The 21,296-nt window shown below is 56.1% G+C and carries 21 protein-coding genes; 11 read left to right on the top strand and 10 right to left on the bottom strand.

Annotated elements, in window-relative coordinates:
• Positions 1-2: 2 nt before the first annotated feature.
• The 5 genes from A3850_RS00630 to prfA all read right to left on the bottom strand — a co-directional run bounded on the left by A3850_RS00630 (position 3) and on the right by prfA (position 5,568).
• Positions 3-1,187, bottom strand: a complete 1,185-nt coding sequence (locus tag A3850_RS00630) for an ABC transporter permease (RefSeq protein ID WP_197493958.1) — start codon at positions 1,185-1,187, stop codon at positions 3-5.
• On the bottom strand, positions 1,184-2,575 hold the full coding sequence (locus A3850_RS00625; RefSeq protein WP_068212831.1) for an ABC transporter permease: 1,392 nt from the start codon (positions 2,573-2,575) through the stop codon (positions 1,184-1,186). The genes A3850_RS00630 and A3850_RS00625 overlap by 4 nt, the downstream gene beginning before the upstream one ends.
• A 10-nt stretch (positions 2,576-2,585) precedes the next feature.
• Positions 2,586-3,239 (bottom strand): hypothetical protein, encoded by a 654-nt coding sequence (locus tag A3850_RS00620; RefSeq protein WP_068212827.1) that lies wholly within the window; start codon positions 3,237-3,239, stop codon positions 2,586-2,588.
• 301 nt (positions 3,240-3,540) lie between these two features.
• Complete coding sequence (gene ung / locus A3850_RS00615) at positions 3,541-4,218, bottom strand: uracil-DNA glycosylase (protein ID WP_068212824.1); 678 nt, start codon at positions 4,216-4,218, stop codon at positions 3,541-3,543.
• Between the two features lie 282 nt (positions 4,219-4,500).
• On the bottom strand, positions 4,501-5,568 hold the full coding sequence (prfA, locus tag A3850_RS00610) for a peptide chain release factor 1 (RefSeq protein ID WP_068212821.1): 1,068 nt from the start codon (positions 5,566-5,568) through the stop codon (positions 4,501-4,503).
• Positions 5,569-5,766: 198 nt separating this feature from the next.
• On the opposite strand from prfA, the gene A3850_RS00605 reads away from it, so the two are divergent.
• The 7 genes from A3850_RS00605 (at position 5,767) to atpG (ending at position 12,117) form a co-directional block, all read left to right on the top strand.
• Positions 5,767-6,453, top strand: coding sequence for a hypothetical protein (locus A3850_RS00605; protein ID WP_197493957.1), 687 nt, complete (start codon positions 5,767-5,769; stop codon positions 6,451-6,453).
• 298 nt (positions 6,454-6,751) lie between these two features.
• A complete protein-coding gene (gene atpB / locus A3850_RS00600) occupies positions 6,752-8,089 on the top strand; it encodes a F0F1 ATP synthase subunit A (protein ID WP_068212815.1) in 1,338 nt (445 codons plus the stop codon).
• Between the two features lie 32 nt (positions 8,090-8,121).
• On the top strand, positions 8,122-8,316 hold the full coding sequence (gene atpE / locus A3850_RS00595) for an ATP synthase F0 subunit C (RefSeq protein ID WP_068212811.1): 195 nt from the start codon (positions 8,122-8,124) through the stop codon (positions 8,314-8,316).
• Between the two features lie 125 nt (positions 8,317-8,441).
• Complete coding sequence (gene atpF, locus A3850_RS00590; protein WP_068212808.1) at positions 8,442-8,954, top strand: F0F1 ATP synthase subunit B; 513 nt, start codon at positions 8,442-8,444, stop codon at positions 8,952-8,954.
• Positions 8,955-8,961: 7 nt separating this feature from the next.
• Positions 8,962-9,501, top strand: a complete 540-nt coding sequence (atpH, locus tag A3850_RS00585; protein ID WP_068212805.1) for an ATP synthase F1 subunit delta — start codon at positions 8,962-8,964, stop codon at positions 9,499-9,501.
• A gap of 54 nt (positions 9,502-9,555) precedes the next feature.
• Positions 9,556-11,139, top strand: a complete 1,584-nt coding sequence (atpA, locus tag A3850_RS00580) for a F0F1 ATP synthase subunit alpha (RefSeq protein WP_068212802.1) — start codon at positions 9,556-9,558, stop codon at positions 11,137-11,139.
• A gap of 84 nt (positions 11,140-11,223) precedes the next feature.
• Positions 11,224-12,117 carry an ATP synthase F1 subunit gamma gene (gene atpG, locus A3850_RS00575; RefSeq protein WP_068212799.1) on the top strand — a complete coding sequence of 298 codons (894 nt, stop codon included), beginning with the start codon at positions 11,224-11,226 and terminating at the stop codon, positions 12,115-12,117.
• A 238-nt stretch (positions 12,118-12,355) separates the two neighbouring features.
• Here the strand turns inward: atpG and A3850_RS00570 are convergent, their stop codons facing one another.
• The 3 genes from A3850_RS00570 to A3850_RS00560 all read right to left on the bottom strand — a co-directional run bounded on the left by A3850_RS00570 (position 12,356) and on the right by A3850_RS00560 (position 15,149).
• Positions 12,356-13,078, bottom strand: coding sequence for a hypothetical protein (locus A3850_RS00570; protein WP_157500788.1), 723 nt, complete (start codon positions 13,076-13,078; stop codon positions 12,356-12,358).
• Positions 13,079-13,173: 95 nt separating this feature from the next.
• Positions 13,174-14,022: an SDR family oxidoreductase gene (locus A3850_RS00565; protein WP_068212793.1), complete on the bottom strand. Its 849-nt coding sequence runs from the start codon at positions 14,020-14,022 to the stop codon at positions 13,174-13,176.
• A gap of 65 nt (positions 14,023-14,087) precedes the next feature.
• A complete protein-coding gene (locus tag A3850_RS00560; RefSeq protein ID WP_197493956.1) occupies positions 14,088-15,149 on the bottom strand; it encodes an NAD(P)-binding domain-containing protein in 1,062 nt (353 codons plus the stop codon).
• A 140-nt stretch (positions 15,150-15,289) separates the two neighbouring features.
• Here A3850_RS00560 and A3850_RS00555 point away from each other — a divergent pair, with 140 nt between their 5' ends.
• A complete protein-coding gene (locus A3850_RS00555) occupies positions 15,290-16,375 on the top strand; it encodes a beta-ketoacyl-ACP synthase III (protein ID WP_068212787.1) in 1,086 nt (361 codons plus the stop codon).
• A 111-nt stretch (positions 16,376-16,486) separates the two neighbouring features.
• On the opposite strand, the gene A3850_RS00550 is transcribed toward A3850_RS00555, so the two are convergent.
• Positions 16,487-17,809 carry a folylpolyglutamate synthase/dihydrofolate synthase family protein gene (locus A3850_RS00550; RefSeq protein WP_068212784.1) on the bottom strand — a complete coding sequence of 441 codons (1,323 nt, stop codon included), beginning with the start codon at positions 17,807-17,809 and terminating at the stop codon, positions 16,487-16,489.
• A gap of 86 nt (positions 17,810-17,895) precedes the next feature.
• Between A3850_RS00550 and A3850_RS00545 the strand changes: the two genes are divergently transcribed.
• The 3 genes from A3850_RS00545 to A3850_RS00535 all read left to right on the top strand — a co-directional run bounded on the left by A3850_RS00545 (position 17,896) and on the right by A3850_RS00535 (position 20,326).
• Positions 17,896-18,219, top strand: a complete 324-nt coding sequence (locus A3850_RS00545) for a tetratricopeptide repeat protein (RefSeq protein ID WP_068212782.1) — start codon at positions 17,896-17,898, stop codon at positions 18,217-18,219.
• Between the two features lie 49 nt (positions 18,220-18,268).
• The gene (locus A3850_RS00540; protein WP_197493955.1) at positions 18,269-19,111 is read left to right on the top strand and encodes an MBL fold metallo-hydrolase; all 843 of its coding nucleotides are present in this window, start codon (positions 18,269-18,271) and stop codon (positions 19,109-19,111) included.
• Between the two features lie 90 nt (positions 19,112-19,201).
• Positions 19,202-20,326, top strand: a complete 1,125-nt coding sequence (locus A3850_RS00535; protein WP_068212781.1) for a class I SAM-dependent methyltransferase — start codon at positions 19,202-19,204, stop codon at positions 20,324-20,326.
• Here the strand turns inward: A3850_RS00535 and A3850_RS00530 are convergent.
• Entirely contained in the window at positions 20,302-21,258 is a 957-nt protein-coding gene (locus tag A3850_RS00530) for an alpha/beta fold hydrolase (RefSeq protein WP_231915261.1), read from the bottom strand. The genes A3850_RS00535 and A3850_RS00530 overlap by 25 nt on opposite strands.
• Positions 21,259-21,296 lie beyond the last annotated feature (38 nt).

Genomic DNA, 21,296 nt, shown 5'->3' with positions numbered 1-21,296 from the left:
GCTCACTCTCGTCGCCCACCCAACACCTGCACTGCCAACACCGTCAGCGTAATCATCAAACCCGGGAAGATGGCCAGCCACCAAGCCAGGGGCTGTTCCCGCGAGCGCCGCAGCAACGTACCCCAGGTCGCCACGTCGTTGGGTAGGCCAATCCCCAGAAAGGAAAGAAACCCTTCCGCTAGGATGGCCGAACCGGCGGTGAAGGCAACCACCACCAGGAGGGGACCAAACGCATTCGGTAACGCGTGGTGGGTCAGGACGCGCCAGGGAGAGATGCCATTCCCCAGCGCCGTGCGGATGTAGGGTAACGACCGGATGCGTAGCAGTTCCGCCCGCGTAAACCGCGCAATCGTGGGCCAGGAGAGGACGCCCGTTACGGCGGCGAGCAGACCGATACTCGGTTGGGGCGCGAGGGACAGCACGGCCAACAAAAAGATCAAACCTGGGATGTTGACGAATATCTCGATCAACTGCAGGACCACGCTATCCGTAGGCAAGGCAACCGGTTCTCTCAGGCGGCTAAATTGATTGAACAGCCAACTCAGCAAAATCCCCAGTAAGCCACTCACCGCCAGGGCGAACAGGCCGATGAACAACGGATTTTCCAACTGAACGTAAGGAGCCAGGGCCGTAATGCTGTACACGCTACCCACCAATAGTCCGCAGGCAAAACCGATCAATCGGCTCCACCGCAAACGCAGTCCCCGATTACCGAAGAAGCCACCAATGCTACCCAGGGAAATACCGAGTAGCAAGCCGATGAACACCGCTCCAACACCTACGAAAAGAGCAACCCGCGTCCCGTACACCAGGCCCGCCGCAACGTCGCGGCCGAGGCGGTCCGTGCCCAGCAAGTGGCGGGCGCGCTCCCCGGTATCCTGCGCGGCGAAAGGGGAGAGGAACCCACCGTTCGTAAGGTCCGAGCGCACACCATCGTAGGGGATGGGGGGCCACAGCGCCCAGTCCGTTTTGGCTTGGTACCAATCCGTTGTCAAGGTCAGAGAATTGCTGCCGAAACCTATTTGCCGCAGCACGTCCGCCGCTACGGGAAACCGTATTTCTCCCTCCACCGACGCCGCGATTGGTCGGTCATTAGCGATCCAGTCAGCACCCAGAGCGACGAGAACCAAGAGGATCAACCAACCCTTGGCCAGTCGGCGTGTCCACGATGTTCCGGCAGTCTTCACGGGGCGATGCTTGGCTGCTTCAGGGGGGCACGGTTCAGGTTCACCCGGGGATCGACGAGGGCGTAGAGTAAGTCCGCCACCAGGAGGCCGAGGGCGGTCAGGACGCCAATCAGCAGGACAAGCACGATCACCACTGGCCAATCCCCATCCACGGCGGAGACGTACAGCAGTTGGCCCATCCCCGGCAGATTAAAGATGCGTTCGATCACGACGCTGCCCGCCAGCAAGCGGGGAAACAGGCCACCGAAGATCGTGATCAGGGGGAAGCTGGCGTTCCGGAAAACGTGGCGCCACCGGATCTGCCGCTCCGTCAGCCCCTTCAGCCGGGCGGTGTTCACGTAGTCTTTCCCCAATTCCACCAGGGTCGATTGCCGCAGGTGGCGACTCACGTACGCCAGGGCGGGGTAGGCCAGGCAGACCACCGGTAGGAAAAGGTGGCTGCCCCGCACGGTCAGCGTCTCCCACCAACCGGCGTCGGCGGGTAAGTTTCCCAGGCCCATGCTCGGGAAGAAGTCCATCCCGTACGCCGGCGTGGTGAAGAAGTTGGCCAGTAAGGTAGCCGTCCAGAAGGCCGGGATGCCGAAGAGTAGGAACAGTAGGACCGTCGTGATCCGATCCACCGTAGATCCCGCGTTGCCCGCCAGGTACAGCCCGAGCGGAACGGAGATCACCAGCATCAGGAGTACGGCCAGGAAGTTGAGCAAGAGCGTCCATGGCAGAGCCCGGGCGATCTTCGCGCTGACGGGCTGGCGGTCTAAATAGGATACTCCGAGGTCACCCGTCAGCAAATCCGTTAGCCACTGGTGGTACTGGTTCTGGGTACCGTTCCAGGCCACTTTTATGCCCAGTAAGCGGGAGCGGCTTCCGGCGTTCATCGCTCGATTATGCGCGGCTATGAGTTCCGGTGCCTGCCCGTCCCGGTCCATTTGTTGGAGGGTGGCGGTGATTTGTTCCGGGTCGTCCATTTGCAGCAGGCGGAGGGCTACGAGACTTTCCGCCGGGGTGCGGTCCGTTGCGGTGGAGCTGGGGTAGGCGGTTTGCCGGAGCGTCCGGTAGTAGTCGCTTACCCCTTCCCAATTGCCCGCCACCAGCGTCAGCGCCCGCAGCATGTCTCGCTCGGCGGGGCGCACGATGCGGTGCAAAGTATCTGGTAAAGCGCCGTTGCGGACGGAAAAATAAAACGGCGGCAGCTGGCGATTGAGGCGCACCGCGGCGCGTTGGTACACCCGATCGTAGGCTGCGGGGGAGGTAGCCGCGAGGCGCGAATCGCCCGGCGGGAGGGCGCTGGCAACGGGGTCGCCGGGCGTTAATTCGCGGAGGCCAAAACAGAGGAGGCTGAGCAGTAAAAGGCTGAAGGGGAGCAGAAGTAACCGACGTAAAAAGTACATGGTTACTGCTTTATTCCGCGACTTCGATCAGGCGCGTGCGCGTCATGTATTCGGCCTGGATGCTCGTCCACAGCCGCGCCGTCGTGTCGCGTTTCAGCTGCTGCTTGATGAGGTAAACGTTGTACTTGCCCGGCTTCAGTTTGGCAAGCGCATCGCTGGGCAGCGTGGCCACGGGGCTGTTCGTCGGGCCCACCAACTTGATCTTTTCGGGGGCACTCCGGTCCTGCGGCCCGAAGTAAAAAACGAGGCTTTCGGAGCTCGTCAGTGCCTCCGGGCCGTACGCCACTTGCAGGTCTTTCTTAGGATCGATCACGTTGGGAAAAGAGTCCACAAAGACTGGCGCGAGCTTCACGTCGCGGTTACACAGCGCGTCTCCGCAGGGAATTTCCAGAGGAATTACGGAAGGGTAATTCAGGTTTTTGCGCAGCTGCCACGTCGTCACCCCCTGCCGCGTAAAACTATCCAGCGGCGAGCCGTAAACCGTAGGCACGCCAGTGATTGGCGCCTCTCCGGCCAATCCCAAATTCATGCGCGTCGTCAGTAATTGCTGGTCCTGCTCGTAGTTGAGGAACACCACGGCACCATCACGTTCGCCGTTAGATGGGGCGCTGTCGCAGGTGCAAAACAAAAGGAAAATGCAGGAAAGAATTACCAGGAATCGCATTAGGCGAAGGTAGGGAATGGATTCTCGATTCTCGATACTCGATACTCGATAAGTGAGGACTGATTGTACTACCGCACGAGAATGCTCACTGCTTTGGATTCTCGAATCTCGATACTCGATTAGTGAGGACTGATTGTGCTACTGCATGGGGATGCTCACTGCGTTCGTCCTGCGTGATAGCGCGGCCCGCCACTAGAAACTATCCACTAGAAACTATCCACTAGAAACTTCCCACTCGCAACTTGATACTTCCAACTCACAACTCGCAACTCGCCACTCGCTACTTGCAACTAGAAACTCTCTACTCCACCCCCCAATCAATCGCTTCCTGCCCAGTCTTAACCAAGTACTCATTCGCCAGTTTAAAGTGATCATTGCCGAAGAAGCCCTTGTCCGCGCTGAAGGGGGAGGGGTGGGCGCTGCTCAGCACGAGGTGTTTGTCGGCGTTGATGAGTGCGGCTTTCTTTTTGGCGAAGGCGCCCCAGAGCATGAAGACAACGTTCTCCCGGTGGTCCGAAATGGCTTTGATGGAGGCATCGGTGAAGAATTGCCAACCCGACCGCTGGTGGCTGCCAGGCCGGTTTCGCTCCACCGTTAGCATGGAGTTGAGGAGGAAGACGCCCTGCTCCGCCCACTTGGTAAGGTCACCGCTCGTGCTGATGGGGATGTCGAGACTGGTATTCAGTTCTTTGTAGATGTTCCGCAAGCTCGGCGGCCGCGTCACCCCCTTGGGTACGCTAAAGCTCAGTCCCATCGCCTGGCCCGGGTTGTGGTAGGGATCCTGCCCCAGGATGACCACTTTAACCTGGCTAAGCGGCGTCGTGTCGTAAGCGTTGAAGATGAGCGAGCCCGCGGGGTAGATCTCCTTGCCGTCCGCCTTCTCCTGCTTGATGAAGGAAATAAGGTTGCGGAAGTAAGGCTTTTCGAATTCATCAGCGAGCGCTGCCTTCCATTCGGCGTTGATCTTTACGTTGGACACGGGTGTAGTTTTTTAGTATCGTAGTCGGGTAGTCGGGTAGTGCTTAGTCGTCACACTAATGACCGCTCTACTATTATCGTTTCTTGCCTTAACTAGCCAAATTCCGGTGGGAAAGTTCACGCGACCGCAGTGTTATTGCTGAACGGCCCACTGCAGACTATAGACTACAGACTATAGACTAAAAAACCCGGCCGCTCCAGGAACCTCAGATGGTCGCTGCGCTCGGATCTAAGGCCGGCTGGAGAACCTGATGGCTACAGACTATAGACTATAGACTACAGACTACTGTACCCCCTCCTTCAACTTACTAGCATTCTCCGCTACCTGCAACCCTTCAATCACCGGCTCTAATCCTCCGGCTACGATCTTGTCCAGACTGTGCAGGGTGAGGTTGATGCGGTGGTCCGTCACCCGGTTTTGGGGATAGTTGTAGGTGCGGATCTTTTCGGAACGGTCGCCACTACCGACGAGTGATTTTCGGTTGGCGCTGAGTTCGGCCTGGGCGGCGGAATCCTGCGCGTCCTTGATGCGGCGGTAGAGCTGGGCCATGGCGATCTCCTTGTTCTTGTGCTGGCTCCGGCCGTCCTGGCTCTCGGAGACGATTCCCGTCGGCAAGTGGGTGATGCGGATGGCGGATTCCGTCTTATTAACGTGCTGGCCACCGGCACCGGAAGCGCGGAAGGTATCGATCTTCAGGTCCGCCTTGTTGATGTTGATGTCCTCGGCCTCCATCTTCGCCAGTACGGCGACGGTCGCGGCGGAGGTATGGACGCGGCCCTGGCTCTCCGTCTTTGGGACGCGCTGTACGCGGTGGGCACCGGATTCGAATTTGAGGTGGGAGTAAACGTCGTCGCCGTGCACTTCTAGGACGAGTTTGGAGTAACCACCAGCGGTGCCCTCGTTCTCGTCGATCACCTCGATCTTCCAGCCCTGGTTTTCGCAGTAGCGGCGGTACATATCGTAGAGGTCACCGGCGAAGATGGCGGCTTCGTCACCGCCCGCGCCGGAGCGGATCTCCATAATGATGTCCCGTTCGTCCTCGGGGTCTTTGGGGATGAGCATGATCTTGATCTCCTCGTCCATGCTCTCCTTCTTCTCCCGCAGTTCGTCGTATTCCAGCTGGGCCATTTCCCGCATTTCGGGATCGGGGTCCTTGCGCATTTCTTCGGACATCTCCAGGTTATCCAGCAGGTCCTTGTATTCGAGGTAGGTATCGGCGATGGGTTTCAGCTTCCCGTATTCCTTGTTCACTTTGGTGAAGCGCGCCGGGTCGGTGATCACCTCGGGGTTGCCGAGTTGCTCCTCGAGGTTCTTGAAGCGAATGAAGATGGCGGAGAGTTGGTCGATCACGGGTCAGGGTGGAATTTGGGCGGCGAAGTTACGCAATTACCCCGTGGGCTGGTCCTGCTTACTTGCCCTTCGGCTGGCACCTGCGACAGCGCCTCATTTAATAAAGAACTTTGAATTGCAAAGTAAATGCTGTAGCTTTGTCTTATCAAGTCCTGACTAATGGTACTACTGTTGTTGATCCCGCTATTTATAGCCGTTGTGAGCCCGCCCATTCGGTTGATTGGCCTGATTGCCAACCCGCCCGACGCAGGGGTAAAACCAGTCAAGTACAGCAACTGGATAGGGCAAGTTTGTGATATCTCAACGGTGGTGGTCATTCCCTTCTTTGGAGGCGCCTTTCTTAATGTCTGGCGCGAAAACCTGGCGATTAGTTACGTCTGGTGCGCGATGGTGCTCTTTGCCATGGTTGGGTATTTCGTGGCCGTAAAGCGAAATGAGGTGCGGTCCGTTGAGGAAGAATTTCTGATTAACGGCCTACTTGCGGCCGGCGTGATCATCAATTTAACCATGCCCTTCGTCTGGGACCATGCTGATGAAATCTGGGTCGTCAACGTACCCATTGCCGCCCAATTTCTCTACGCGATGGGTAAGCGTAATCAGTACCTAGCTTATCAACTGCAGTCCAGCGATGGCGTCCACGAATTCGCCCACGAGGAGATTCTGGACTACATAAAGGAGCGCAACCCCAATCAGCGCGAGATCGTGGAATCCACCTTTCTTGGTCAGGCACTTGCGCCCACCCTCCGCTACGCCTGGCCCCTGCGCTGGCTGTTCTATTTTCTGGTGGGCGGTTTGCTATTCGTTGCGTTCATGGCGATTGGCAGCCTGGTGTCGTCTCCGCAGGATGCCTTCAACTTCTTCCTGTACGGCCCCCGCTCGGTTTGATAGGGTGGAGGACTGTAGACTACAGACTACAGACTACAGACTACAGACTGTATTCCTTCCCCAAAACGTAATTCCGAACCCCAACACTTCAAGCGAATAATTGGGCAGTAAATTTCACTCCTACACAACGAAACGATTACCAATGCCGAAGGCTCGCAATCTCTACCAAAGTGGTTAGTCTCGGCAACTTTAGAATGGCTCAAACTCAATACTAAAAAGACTTAGTGTAGTTAGTATAATAAGTAGGAAGGCCGTACTTTTGCGGCTGAATTGGGGAAGCCCCATAACGCCATCCTTTATGAATTTGACTGCGCGCTTTTTCTTTCTGCTGGTTTTTTGTCTCTCTTTCGGTACCCTCGCCGCTCAAAACGACGTGGATTCAGCCGAAGAACACACTGAGGAACACGCGGACGACCACGGTGGTAAGTACGATCCCGTCGAGACGATCATGCATCACATTGCCGATGGTAATGAGTTTGAGGTCTTTCACGGTTTCGCCATTCCGCTGCCCGTCATTCTCTTCGCCCCCGGGCACGGTTGGACGGTCGGCATGAGCTCCATGTTCGACCACGGCCACCACGCCGTTGACGGTTACGTGATGAATCACGGCCGCATCAACCGCATTGCGGATGAATCCTTCCCGCAGGGCCACGTTGAGATCAAGGACCCACACGCCATCCACACCTACAAGTTCAAGGCGGACGGCGGACCCATCGTTGGTGAGGAAACCGACGAGATCAGCACGGAAGAGCTCAATGAAGCTGACTTCCTGCTCTACGACGGCAAGCAGTACAAACTAGACCGCGCTTCCGCCGCGGACGCCGGCCTTTTTGGCGGTGGCATCACCAGTTTCTACGACTTCAGCATTACCAAGAACGTATTCGGTATGATGTTGGCGGCTCTGCTGCTGATCATCACCTTCACCGTTGTGGCCCGCGGCTACAAGGACCGGGAAGGGCAAGCACCGAGTGGTTTTCAGGGTTTTATGGAGCCCGTCTTTCTCTTCATACGTGATGAGGTGGCTATCCCCATGATTGGTAAAGAGCACTACGCGCGCTTTCTGCCCTTTATCATGTCCATCTTCTTCTTCATCCTGTTCTGTAACCTGCTGGGATTGATTCCGATCTTCCCCGGTAGCGCCAACATCACGGGTAACCTGGCGGTGACGATGGGCCTGGCCATTCTGGTCTTCATCATCACGAATATCAACGGTAAGAAGGATTACTGGCAGCACGTTTTTTGGATGCCCGGCGTGCCAATCTTCGTAAAGCCTATCCTGGCGGTGGTTGAGATCCTTGGTCTCTTCATTAAGCCCTTCTCACTGATGATTCGTCTTTTCGCCAACATCACGGCGGGGCACATCATCATCCTTTCCCTCATCGGTCTCGTATTCGTCTTTGGTAACAGCGGCGAAAGCATCGGCGGTGCCACGGTTGGTGCCATTGTTGGTGGAGCCTTTACGGCCTTCATGAACCTGATCGAATTGCTCGTTGCCTTCCTCCAGGCCTTCATCTTTGCGATGCTGGGCGCCAGCTACATCGGCGCGGCGGTAGAAGAGCACGACCACCACGATGAGGACCACGCAGTAGAACACAATCATGGCGGTGCTTACGCAGAGTCGGTAGCCCACCACTAAGAATTTCTTTTCACCTTTTAAATTCCATCAACATGGGAGCTTTAGGAGCAGGTATTGCAGCACTCGGTGCAGGTATTGGTGTAGGTTTGATCGGTAGCAAGGCTACTGAGTCCATCGCACGCCAGCCAGAAGCATCCGGCGACATCCGTACGGCAATGATCATCACAGCCGCACTGGTTGAGGGCGCCGCCCTCTTCGCCATCGTAGTAGGATTCCTGGCTAACTAAGCCAGAACCGACTGCACTGCAATCGAAAACAGCCGGGTGCCGAACCGCGATTGGCGGCGGCCCCGGCTAATTTTCAAGCAAATCTTATTCATCTAGGTGAATTGTTTACGTTACAATCATTTCCAATGATCAATCTCTTTCTCGTCGACTTCAGCCCCATCCGGCCAGACTTCGGTCTGCTTTTCTGGACGCTGCTCATCTTCCTCCTCGTTTGGGGTATCCTGGGTAAGACGGCCTTTAAGCCCATCCAGAAGGCACTGACCAAGCGCGAAACCGACATCCAGAACTCCATCGACGAAGCCAAGCGCGTGCAAGCACAAATGGCCCAGTTGAAGGACGACAACCAACGCCTCCTCGCCGAAGCCCGCGAAGAAAGCACCCGCATCGTCGCCGAAGCGGAAGCCTTCGCCAAGAAGCGCCGCGACGAAGCCGTCACCGAAGCCAAGGAAGCCGCCCAGAAGGTGAGCGCCGACGCCCAGCGCCAGATCGCCATCATGCGCGACCAGGCCATGGCCGACCTCAAGAAGGAAGTGGGTAACATGGCCATCGACGTTGCTGAGAAGGTACTTCGTAAGGACCTCAAGAGCGACATCAACCAGACCACCCTCGTTAACGAACTGGTGAAGAACCTCAACTAAACCCCGAATGACCAATCAAAGAGTAGCCGACCGTTACGCCAAATCCCTACTGGATATGGCCGTGGAGCGCAAGCAACTCGACGTCATCAAGGGTGACGTTGATGCGCTCGTCGCCATGGCCGGCAACCGCGATCTCGCATTGTTGCTGTCCAGCCCCGTCGTTAACCCCAGTAAGAAGAAAGCCATCTTCGCCGAACTGCTGGAAAAGTCCGGCGCCAACGAACTGACGAAAACCTTCGTCGACGTACTGATTACCAAAGGCCGTGAAGGAGACCTACTGGGCATCCTTGGTGCGTTTGACAAGCAGTACAAATCCCTCAACAAGATCAGCACCGTCAAGGTAACGAGCGCGGTTGCGCTTTCCGCGGCGGAACTGGATGCCATTAAGCAGCAACTCGTTGCGGGTGGTAAGACGGAAGCTTCCGTCGACATCGAAACCAAGATCGACCCCTCCATCATTGGTGGGTTCATCCTGGAATTCGACGGAAAGGTGTACGACGCCAGCGTCGCCTACAAACTGAGTGAACTTCGCAAGGAGATCGCCTAAGCTTAGCCTTCCCCCTCATTTAATAATCGCAAGCAACTTCTAAAGTATACTACCATGGCTGGAATCAAGCCCGACGAAATTAGCGGTATCATCAAAGCACAACTCAGTGGCGCCAACACGGCGGCCGAGTTGGAAGAGTACGGTACCGTCCTTCAAGTAGGTGACGGTATCGCCCGCGTCTACGGTCTCGAGAATGCCCAGGCGGGTGAACTCGTCACTTTTGCTAACGGTACGGAAGCGATCGTACTGAACCTTGAGGAAGATAACGTCGGTGTCGTACTGATGGGCTCCTCCACCGGTATTCAGGAAGGTAGCCGCGTAAGCCGCACCGGCCGTATTGCCAGCATCAACGTTGGTGAAGGTATGGTCGGCCGCGTAGTCGATCCCCTCGGTCAGCCCCTCGACGGTAAGGGCCCGATCGCAGGTCAGACCTACGAGATGCCCCTCGAGCGCAAAGCTCCCGGTGTAATCTACCGCCAGCCGGTAACCGAGCCCCTGCAGACGGGTATCAAGGCCATCGACGCGATGATCCCCATCGGCCGTGGCCAGCGGGAACTCATCATCGGTGACCGGCAGACGGGTAAGTCCGCCATTGCCATCGATACGATCCTGAACCAAAAGGAATTCTACGACCGCGGTGAGCCGGTATTCTGTATCTACGTTGCTTGTGGCCAGAAGGCTTCTACCGTAGCGCAGATTGCCAAGACGCTCGAAGAGAACGGCGCCATGGCGTACTCTACCATCGTTGCCTCTTCCGCAGCCGACCCCGCTCCACTCCAGTTCTACGCACCGTTCGCTGGTGCCGCCATTGGTGAGTACTTCCGGGATACGGGCCGCCCCGCACTGATCATTTACGATGATCTCTCCAAGCAGGCCGTTGCTTACCGTGAGGTATCCCTCCTGCTTCGCCGCCCACCGGGACGTGAAGCTTACCCCGGTGACGTATTCTACCTCCACAGCCGCCTCCTCGAGCGCGCCGCCAAGGTTATTAACGATGACGCGATCGCCCAGGACATGAACGACCTTCCCGACAGCCTCAAAAACGCAGGTATCGTGAAGGGTGGTGGTTCCCTGACGGCCCTGCCGATCATCGAAACACAAGCTGGTGACGTATCCGCGTACATCCCGACGAACGTGATCTCCATCACCGATGGTCAGATCTTCCTCACGTCCAACCTCTTCAACTCCGGTATCCGCCCCGCCATCGACGTAGGTATCTCCGTATCCCGCGTAGGTGGTTCGGCCCAGATCAAGCCGATGAAGAAGGTTTCCGGTACGCTGAAGCTCGACCAGGCCTCTTACCGCGAACTGGAAGCATTTGCCAAGTTCGGTTCCGACCTCGATGCGTCTACCCAGAACATTCTCGAGAAGGGTAAGCGTAACGTGGAAATGTTGAAGCAGCCTCAGTACTCTCCCGTAGCGGTAGAGAAGCAGGTAGCCATCATCCACCTCGGTACCAACAACCGGATGAAGGACGTCCCCGTCAACAAGATCAAGGAGTTCGAAGCCCTCTTCCTCAGTGAAGTGGAGCGTCAGCTTCCCGAAGTCCTCGAAAACTTCCGCAACAAGAAGTACGACAAAGCTGACCTGGCTAAGCTCGACGAAGTTGCCGCGCAGCTCGTACCACAATTCTCATAGTCTATAGTTAGTAGTCTGTAGTCTGAAGCATACTGCTAAAGACTACAGACTATAGACTTCAGACTATAGACTAAAGACTAACTAATGGCTAACTTAAAGGAAGTACGGGAAAGAATCGGTTCGGTCAAGAACACGCAGCAGATCACTTCAGCGATGAAGATGGTTTCCGCTGCGAAGATGAACCGTGCCGCCCAACGCATTACCGAGATGCGGCCCTACGCCGAGAAGCTGAACGAGATGTTGACGAACATCCTTTCCAACCTGGAAGGAGACGCATCCACCAGTTTCAACGTAGTACGGCCCATCACCAAAGCTTGCGTAGTAGTGGTTACCTCCAGCCGCGGTCTCGCTGGTGCCTTTAACACCAATATCATCAAGGCGGCCGTCAGCGTCATCGAAAATGAACTGCAGGGGGTAGGCAACGTCGACGTTATCTGCATTGGCAAGAAGGGCGCTGAATTTTTTGCCCGCAACTACGCAGGCAAGGCTGGTTTCACGATCAACCGTGAATACCAGGAACTCTTTAGCGACCTGTCTTTCGATAATACCCGTCAGGTTCCCGAACTGATCATGAACCGCTTCGCCGGTGAAGCTTACGATAGCGTCCACGTGGCCTACGCTCGGTTCAAGAACGCCGCCGTCCAGTTCTCGGAAGCCGTCCAATTCCTACCAGTTGTGGACAACAACGTTGCGGAAGGCGGCAAAACGACCAACGCCGATTACATCTTCGAACCCAGTAAGGAAACACTGCTCGAAGAACTCGTCCCCACCATTCTGAAGACACGCTTCCAGTCCTTCCTCCTCGACACAAATGCTTCCGAGCACGGTGCCCGGATGACGGCCATGGATAAGGCGACGGAGAATGCATCTGAGCTCTTGAAAGACCTCAAGATTACCTACAACAAAGCACGCCAGGAGGCGATTACCAAGGAGATCCTCGAGATCGTTGGTGGTGCCGCTGCGCTGGAGGATGCCTAAAATGGTCATCTACTACCATAACGAAAAGCCCTCAGATCAACGGACCTGAGGGCTTTTTTCATAGGCTTAGCTAACCAGGCGCGGCGACGCTCCCCCGGGAGGTTCGCCTTTAGGCGATCCAATACCAAGCTGAACAGACCAGTAAACCTTTAGACAAATTCCTATCCCAAGAATTAAGAATACGGTTAAGACAAATCACTCCGAGTGATAAGCTCAAACCCGGCGCCCTTTATATCCACTAATAAGTAAAGTACTGATCCAGATCCGTAACCAGGAAGCCAGTGAAGACTACTCTGACTCCGCCGACGCTGGTGGATGCGGACTCATTGCGCAGCGTCAATTGTTCGCCCGCATCTACGACGAGCAGGGGAGCTCGCCCGTTACCGAGTATGGCGGGGCCACCTTTTATACTTCCAGATACGTAGATTAACGGTTCATCTCTACGGCTAGACCTTTCAGTAGCATTAGTGGCATCACCGTCAGTAGCAGCAATATGAACCAAAAACTGTTCGTCGTTCGAGGTGGACATACCTACTACGTGGATGTAATCTACCACCATCATATAGCCTGCTGGAATAACCGTACGTGTAAAGAAGCTAGGGTCGCCTTGATTTTCAAAGAAGAAAGCGCTTTGCCCGTAGGCCGTTTGAAATTCCATGGGGATGAATTCTTCGCTTTGAAACGTGGTGTAAACGGAGGCAAAGAAGGGAGTGGGTTGGTCCGGGGTGGCCCCCTGCGCGTCTAACGATTTCCATTCTCCCTGGGAAAAACCCTCGAAAGTGCCTTCCGTACTATTGTAGCGCATGGTGCCATCCGAGGGGTTAGTGCCATCGTTGCCAAGTTTTACCTTGCCATTTACGTCCAGTGCTTGCTCGGGGTTGGAGTTGTTCACGCCGACTTGCGCGAAACAGCCGATGGATAAGAGGGTGAGAAGTAAAAAGAGTAACGTACGGTAAGTCATGTGGTGCGTGTTTGCACCTTTATAACCACAACTCATTATTTGTTACGTGCGGAATTATCTCGTCAAATTTAAATAGTGATTGGTAGGCCGCTTCCTTAAGAAATCAGCTGCTCTTCTACAATCGGAACGGCCTGTTCATCCTCTTCCCGGTACTTCGAAAAGACCTTTTCCAAGATGGCCATCTTAATACCCCGGGGTACGATGGAGGCAAAGGCCAGGATCGCCCGGTTCAGGAACTTGGGCCGGATCACATCCTTATTGTTCAGGAAGTTCCCAATGGCCATAGGTGCAATGTCCGCGGGCATGGTGACGAGCACTTTGGCTAGACTTCCCATCGCCGCTACGCGTTTTAGGCCGTCTTCATTGGTAATCACCGGGCCGGGGCACAGGACGGAAACCCCAATCCCGTAGTGCTTCAATTCTTGTCGCAGCGCCAGGGAGTAATTGTAGACGAAAGCCTTCGTCCCCGTATACACCGTTTTGTAGGGTAGGGGAAGGGTAGCTTCCATGCTACTCATGTTCAGAATGCTGCCGCGGGTTTTCTTCAGTTGGGGTAGCAGCGCCAGCGTCAGCCCAACCATCGCCTGATTGTTGAGTTGCATCATCGTGAGGTACTCACTCCAATCTGTGTGCTCGATGAGGCCACCGCGGCCGAAACCGGCGTTATTAATGAGGTAGGTCAGGGTGATGCCCAGGGTAGCTAAATGTCGCTCAACTTCGGGGATGGCATCCGGTGCGGTGAGGTCTACCGGGATGAGGTGATAGCGGCCCGGTGCGTGCTCCTTTAGTTCACGGTTGATCGTATCCAGGTGCACATCCGGTAGGGCTACGATGACCACATTGAGGCCACGCTTCAGGCATTCTTCGGCGAGCGCCTTACCAATTCCGTGGCTACCGCCGGTGATCAGCGCCCATTTGGTCTTCGTGGTGTTTTCGGGGGTCATAGCGTACAAATCTACTATAAAGGTAAGCTATACACGTGCAGTCCTTACAACAGAGGAAACTGGGCCTAGCCCAATTCCCGCACGATCTCGCCGGCGTCCTTTCCAACGCCACCCAACAGGGAGGAACCGGGGCGGCGCAGGTTCTCCAAGCCGACGAAAGCTACCGTTTCGTCCACCGTGCTCAGTCCGCTTTTTTGGAGGGGTTGGCCGGCATCATTGAGTAGCTCTTCCGGTAGGAAGGGGTACCGATTCCGGTAACCGGTACACCAAATGATCACGCCCTTTTTGTTATTACCCGGCCACCGCAGCGGAGCCTGCTCAGCTTTTGCTGTACGAAATTTAAGCTGGCCTTCCGCGTAACCGTTAACGTGGGTGCTTATCCTCTGTACCCCAGGTGGCATTGGTCCATCCCCGACGGTGATGATGCCTTTCTTTTCGTTCGTGAGCATCTTCCCGATTTTAGAGTCCGTCCGCACGGACATCATCCCGCTGTTGTGGAGCCACCAGTAGATATCCTTACCCAAAAAGTTTCGGGGGAGGTTCGCCACCTTGGGGCCGACCAACGTCACTTTGGCACCCGCGGCAGCGCCCAAACGAGCTAACTGCTGGCCACTCGCGCCGGCGCCGACAATGAGCAGTGAGGTAGCTGAACCAACAAGATCTTTAAGGTCGCGGACCTCGGATGAGTGCAGTTGCGCAATGGAAGCTGGAAACTGTTTAGCAACTGCGGGCACGACGGGGTCCTTATAAGCGCCGGTAGCCACAATGAGGCGTTCTGCTTGGTAGGTTTCTGCGTTGGTCCTGATCTCCCAAGCGTCCGTTTTTTGGGCGCTGACGCAGGTGCGGTGCAATTGGACGGGCAACGAAAAAGTCTCTACGTACCGTTCCAAATAATTGGCGACTTCCAACCGGTCGATCAACTCCCAATCGGAACCGGTAGGCGCCAGACCGGGAAGGCCGTTGTAACGCTGCGGAGTGAAAAGTTGCAAACTTTCCCAGCGCTTCCGCCAGTTGTCGCCGATACGCGCATTGCTTTCCAGTACCAGGATTTTCTTCCCCGCTCGCTTCAAATAATAGGCCGCCGCTAACCCCGCCTGGCCGGCTCCGAGAATGATGGTGTGGTACAATGGTTTCTGGCCTGAGGGGTGAGGAAAGGGAGTTAGTACGATGGGGGCTACCAAAAAGTTGAGGCGAGCGAACCGCGAGGGGCCACGAAGGTATTATTTACGTTACCTTCGCCCTCCCTTTTCATCCTCAAAGTCAACACATGCCTTACAGTACGATCACCGGAATCGGACACTACGTGCCAGAGAACGTCGTCACCAACCATGACCTCACCAAAGTGATGGAAACCAGCGACGAGTGGATCCGCGAACGCTCCGGTATCGAGGAACGCCGCTACATCACCCGCGGCAAGGAAACCACCACCAGCCTGGCCGTCGAGGCCAGCCTCAAGGCCATCGCCGACGCCGGTATCGACAAGGATGACATCGACTTCATCATCTTCGCGACCCTTAGCCCGGATTACTACTTCCCCGGCGCCGGCGTCCTGCTGCAACGAGAACTCGGCATCGCCGGAACGGAAATTGCCGCGCTGGATATTCGCGCCCAGTGCTCCGGTTTCGTCTACGGACTGGCTACGGCGGATAACTTCATCAAGGCCGGAACCTACAAGAAAATCCTCCTCGTCGGGGCCGAAGTGCACTCCGTTGGTTTAGACTTCACCACCCGCGGCCGCGGCGTATCCGTCCTGTTTGGTGACGGTGCCGGAGCCGTCATCGTAGAAGCGACGGAAGACAAAGACAAAGCTGTACTGGCCACCAGCATGCACTCCGACGGAACCTACGCCGAGAAACTGGCCTACATGTACCCCGGCGCCCACGGTGGATACTTCCTGGAGAAGTACGGCATCGAAGATTTTGACGTCGACTACGACCTGGAGAACAACGAATACGGCGGCGTATTCTGGAACCAGGACATGCTCGATAAGGCCCGCGTCTTCCCCCACATGGAAGGGCAGACCGTGTTCAAAATGGCGGTGAAGAAGTTCCCTGAAGTCATCATGGAAACCCTCGCCAAGGCCGGCATGGGCATCGAGGATCTCGACATGCTCATTCCCCACCAGGCTAACCTGCGGATCAACCAGTTCGTCCAGAAACTACTGCGTTTGCCCGACGAGAAGGTGCACAACAACATCCAGAAGTACGGTAATACGACTGCCGCCACCATTCCAATTTGCCTCAATGAAGCCTGGCAGGAGGGTAAGGTAAAGAAGGGCGATACCGTCGTACTCGCCGCCTTTGGCGCTGGGTTTACCTGGGCCGCGGCCGTGATTAAGTGGGGTAAGGACTAAGGATTAGCCTGTCTGCCTAAGACTAGAAAAAAGAAGCCTCCTTATATCATTGATGGTATAAGGGGGCTTCTTTTTTCTGTCCGTCGTTAAAAAGCAGTTTGCTCAGGTCAATTAAAGCACCTCTGCCACCGTAAAAATGCTTCCCCCCACGAAGACGACGGCCTTATCCCGGTGGTCATTCCATGCGTCCGACTGGGCGGCGGCGTAGGCTGCTTGGACGGAAGGGTAGACGTCTCCTTGCAGTCCGTGCTTATCCCCCTTTTTCGCAAGTTCTTCCGCCGGCAATCCGCGGGGGATATCCGCTTTGGCGAAGTAATAACGAGCCTCCCTTGGGAAATAGGCCAGGGCCTTATCGTGGTCCTTATCGCTTACCATCCCCAGCACGATGTAGAGCGGTGCTTCGTAGCTGGCCAGCCAGTTCATAGTGACGCGGAGGCCATCTTCGTTGTGGGCGCTATCCGCCAGGCAGGTGGGGCCTTTGCTGCGACCGATAACTTGGTAGCGACCTACGTAATAAGTCAGTTCGTGGAGCCGGGACCAGGCGGCGGAACAGCCACTCAGGTCCGGGATACGGTAGTCCATTAAGCCCAGTAAACGCAGGGCGGCGAGGGCGGTCCGGTTGTTCTCGTACCCTGCTTCCGTGCGGGCGTAGATCGGGTACTCATAGCCGAAAAGGTGTAAAGTGCGCTCATTCACCATATTGAGGTACATTGGTGGCCCCCCTTCACGGTCCATGATGTAATCGGGTACGGAACCCAAAAAATCGTCCGCGTAATAAAGTGGAGAATGAGCTTTTTTAGCCAGCCTTTTGAAAACCTTGGTGGTTTCTTCCTGCCGGCGGCCGATCAGGGTAGGGGCCCACCGTTTCATGATCCCGGCCTTCTCCGCCGCAATTTTTGCCAAGGTGTCGCCCAGAAATTGGGTGTGGTCCAAGCCAATGTTGGTGATGACCGATAGGATGGGGTTGATGATGTTGGTGCTGTCCAAACGGCCACCGAGGCCTACTTCGATGACGCAAAAGTCGGGTTGCTCGGCGGCGAAATATTCAAAAGCCATCGCTACGGTGATCTCGAAGAAGCTGGGTTCAATGTCCAGCTCTGCCGCACGCAAGCGTGCCGAGAAGTCAATGACCCACTGCTCCGGAATGAACTCCCCATTGATTTTGATCCGCTCCCGGAAGTCCTTGTAATGCGGACTAGTGTACATTCCTACGCGGTGCCCCGCCTGCTGTAATGCGGCGGCAATCAGGTGGCAGACGGTCCCTTTTCCATTCGTCCCGGCCACGTGGATGCACCGAACTCGTTTGTGGGGGTTGCCCAGCCAGTCCATCAGGGCGGTGATGTTGCTGAGGTCCTTTTTCATGGCCGCCGCCCCCTGCCGCTGGTACATGGGGAGTTGGGTAAAGAGGTAGTCGAGGGTCTCTTGGTAGGTCAATCCTTAGTGCTTTAGTACTTTGGGGCTTTGGTTGCCCGTTTCCGGGCGGTATTACCAAAGCACCAAAGTACTAAAGCACCCACCACGTGAGTCGTAAAGATCAAATAATTTCCCTGCTCAAAGAAAGCCCCAACGATTCTTTCCTCCTCTTCGCCCTGGCCAAAGAGCACGAAAAAGAGGGCGCTGACGCAGGTGCCAGGGAAGTGTACGAGCGGCTGGTCCGGGACTTCCCCAAAGATCCGGGGACCTACTACCACCTCGGCAAGCTCCTCGAGAAAATGGGCGACCCCGCCGCAGCCAACAAGGTGTACAACCAGGGAATCGAACTCACCCGCACTATCGGGGAACAGCACGCCATGCGGGAGCTGATGGGGGCCCGGATGGAATTAGGTTTTGACGAGGAAGAATAGGGAACATGTGCCCCAAAGGCTGGTTCTAATGTCGATACAAGTAACCAGCATGCAACCAACATCCAACTTCCGTATTCCTTACCTCTTTTTTCTTCTCTTTCTCTTTCTGGCCCTCTTCGCATCGTGCGATAAAGCCGATCCGGAAACCGTAGGTGAACGCCAATCCGACGAAACAGTGGACGAGATTACGGCCACGCCCGGAAACCCTAATGCCGGGAACGCCCAGGTAGCTCCCGTAGAATTGGAACCCATCTACCACGGTAGCGTCGCCATGCGCTACGCAGGCCTCAACATTCTGGTGGACCCGCACGGAGGCATCGAACGCTACACCAACCGGATGGAGCCCGACGTCGTCCTCATCACCCATACCCATCCGGACCATATGGATAAGGAGGTGCTCGGCGGCCTTGAGCTGAGTAAAGCTACCCTCATCGCCCCCGCGGCCGTTGCCAGCCAGATCGGCAATATGGGTTGGGCGGATCAGCAGGTACTGGCCAACGGGGACACCGCCAACTATAAAGGCAATAACATCATTGCCGTCCCCGCTTACAATTACCCACCCGCCAAATTTCACCCCAAAGGGGAATTCAATGGCTACGTAGTAGAATTGGGTGGAGAACGCATCTACTTTTCCGGTGATACTGGCCCCGCCCCGGAGCTTGAAGAACTTACGGATATCGACGTGGCCTTCGTCTGCATGAACCAACCTTACACCATGACGGTGGATCAGGCTGCCGAGTTGGTCTCCAAGATGAAGCCCGGCCTCGTGCGCCCCTACCACTACCGCAATCAGGATAAGAGCCTTAGCGACTTGGAAAAATTCCGCTCGGCCCTCAAGGAAAAAGCACCCGGCGTGAACGTCCTCATTGAGGATTGGTACGAAGCAAAATAATTCTGAAGCGCATTCTTACTAAACGACACTACTGAACAATCGGGGAGGGTGAGCATAATGCTCGGCCCTCCCTTTTTACTTTTGCCCCCCATGAAGGTAAATTATGCGGGTCGAGATTATCACTTCCCGGCGGAGGCACTCGGCGGGACGCGGCAGGCGCCACTGTTGAAGCCGGCTGATGAGTTGCTACTTAAATGGTACGCTGAAGAGAGTAAATTGGCGGATGGGCCACCGGCGATTTACCACGATCACTATGGGGTCCTTACCACGGTCCTGCACCACGCCGAACCAATTTTCGTTTCTGACAGCATTGTGCATCACCAGCGGCGTGCGGATGCCCTTCAATCTAACGACCTGTCGGTGGCTAGTTCGCCGGTCAACCTACCGTACCTCGCACCTGCGGCAGCGCCCACAATTGTGTTGATGCACCTGCCGAAATACCTGGATCTTTTTGAGTTCTACCTACATGGATTGGCCCAACGGGTGGGGAAAGATTTCAAGTTGGCGGCCGCCTTCCAAACCCGCCACTTTACGCCCCGCATCCTGGAGATCGCGGAGCGTTATGCGGCCACCGTCACCCAGTCCCGTGCGTACAAGAAGGCGCGGACGCTGGTGCTGAGCGATTGGCGAGACGCACCGAAGACCGAACTGCCACTGAAAGAAATAGCCTACCGCGAACGGACCTATCGCCAACACTACGGCGTGTTCTCCTCCAGCCACGTGGATTACGCCACGCAATTTCTCTTGGATACCTGGCGCACGGATGACCAGCTACGGCTGATGCCAGCCCCGGGCAGCATACTGGATATTGGCACGGGTAACGGGGTGATCCTGGATCAACTCCTGCGGGACTTTTACCCCGAAGCCAATCTATACGGGACGGATATCTCACATGTAGCGGTGAGCTCCGCTAAACTGAATTTGCCTCCGTCTGCGGACATCCGGTGGCAATCTGATCTCACGGGATTTGCGACGGATAGTATGGACCTGATCGTCACGAATCCACCCTTCCACGAAGGCCACCGCAACACCATCGGCCCCACCTTAAATCTGTTTCGGGAAGCGCAACGCACGCTCGCACCCGCCGGTTATTTCGTCGTCGTCGCTAACCGCCACTTGAACTACGTGACGCACCTGGAAAAGCTTTTCGGCGACGTGCGGGAAGTGGCGACCAACGACAAATTCGTGGTTTACCGCTCTTCGGTTCCGTTATAAGTGGGTACAATGGAGACCTCGTCAATCAAGTCGTGAAGGTAGCTTTTGAGTAAGTCGGGCGTCCGGTGAATCAGATCGTGTTGCCCGCCCGCCACCATGTGGTGCACGACACGGGGAGCGTTGACCAGCTTACGGCAGGCGTAGTAGGCGTTGCGGGGGTAAATCAGCCAATCGTCAGTACCGTGGACGATCACGGTGGAAGCGGTGATGTTGTGCCACTCGTCCGCCATGTCCTCCAGTTGTGCAAGGTGGTTGAGTTTCTCGCGGTTGGCCGTGCGGATACTCCGCGGTAACATCCACCGGATGGACCAGTGGCTCGTCGGGTAACTCAACCAGTAGATGTATTCTTCCCGTGGGGCCATGCTGGCGGATTGCAACAGCAATCCCTGGATGGTTTCGGGATAATCCATGGCCAGGCGGGCACTGACCGTCCCACCATAGCTACTGCCGTGTAGGATGACCGGCTGGTCGGGTGAACTCATCCGGTCTTTGATGACGCCGATCACGTTTTCGGCCTGCTCCCGCACGGAGACCATCGCTTTGCCGAGGCCGCTGCCACCGTAGCCCGGTCGGTCGATGGCTAGTAGGTTGGCCCGTGCGCGCAGGGCGGTGTCCTTCATCATCTTAATCCAAAAAGCACTGCTGGAGGGCGATCCATGCACGAAGGTGAGTAACGGCTTACTCGGGTCGTCGCCCACCTGGAGGTAACGTAGGCGCCGGCTGGTGCCTTCCACAAAACCGAGATCGATGTCTCCCCGCTCCCGGACGTCGAAGGCAGCGATCAGTTCCCGATCTGATTTCTGGTTCTTGAAGTAGGGGTAAACGCGGTAGCCCGCGTACGCCAGGAATAGGACGAACAGCGTTAGGGCTAGGTAAGCGAAGTGGCGTTTCTTGGTGAACATCTTAAGCGGGTAACGCTTGCGGTCGGGCATCTGTTCCTACCTTGCGCTGCGCCGCGCGTACGGTACTT

It is taken from the genome of Lewinella sp. 4G2 (assembly GCF_001625015.1).
Lineage (GTDB): Bacteria > Bacteroidota > Bacteroidia > Chitinophagales > Saprospiraceae > Neolewinella.
This window is presented reverse-complemented; position numbering and strand designations above follow the sequence as displayed.

Bases quoted from the DNA above. Each gene is read 5' to 3' on its own strand.
- A3850_RS00535 (WP_068212781.1), top strand. From the start codon at position 19,202: ATGAAGGTAAATTATGCGGGTCGAGATTATCACTTCCCGGCGGAGGCA.
- atpE (WP_068212811.1), top strand. From the start codon at position 8,122: ATGGGAGCTTTAGGAGCAGGTATTGCAGCACTCGGTGCAGGTATTGGT.
- A3850_RS00530 (WP_231915261.1), bottom strand. From the start codon at position 21,258: ATGCCCGACCGCAAGCGTTACCCGCTTAAGATGTTCACCAAGAAACGC.
- atpB (WP_068212815.1), top strand. From the start codon at position 6,752: ATGAATTTGACTGCGCGCTTTTTCTTTCTGCTGGTTTTTTGTCTCTCT.
- atpG (WP_068212799.1), top strand. From the start codon at position 11,224: ATGGCTAACTTAAAGGAAGTACGGGAAAGAATCGGTTCGGTCAAGAAC.
- A3850_RS00570 (WP_157500788.1), bottom strand. From the start codon at position 13,078: ATGACTTACCGTACGTTACTCTTTTTACTTCTCACCCTCTTATCCATC.
- A3850_RS00555 (WP_068212787.1), top strand. From the start codon at position 15,290: ATGCCTTACAGTACGATCACCGGAATCGGACACTACGTGCCAGAGAAC.
- A3850_RS00625 (WP_068212831.1), bottom strand. From the start codon at position 2,575: ATGTACTTTTTACGTCGGTTACTTCTGCTCCCCTTCAGCCTTTTACTG.
- atpF (WP_068212808.1), top strand. From the start codon at position 8,442: ATGATCAATCTCTTTCTCGTCGACTTCAGCCCCATCCGGCCAGACTTC.
- atpH (WP_068212805.1), top strand. From the start codon at position 8,962: ATGACCAATCAAAGAGTAGCCGACCGTTACGCCAAATCCCTACTGGAT.
- A3850_RS00565 (WP_068212793.1), bottom strand. From the start codon at position 14,022: ATGACCCCCGAAAACACCACGAAGACCAAATGGGCGCTGATCACCGGC.
- A3850_RS00540 (WP_197493955.1), top strand. From the start codon at position 18,269: ATGCAACCAACATCCAACTTCCGTATTCCTTACCTCTTTTTTCTTCTC.
- atpA (WP_068212802.1), top strand. From the start codon at position 9,556: ATGGCTGGAATCAAGCCCGACGAAATTAGCGGTATCATCAAAGCACAA.
- A3850_RS00620 (WP_068212827.1), bottom strand. From the start codon at position 3,239: ATGCGATTCCTGGTAATTCTTTCCTGCATTTTCCTTTTGTTTTGCACC.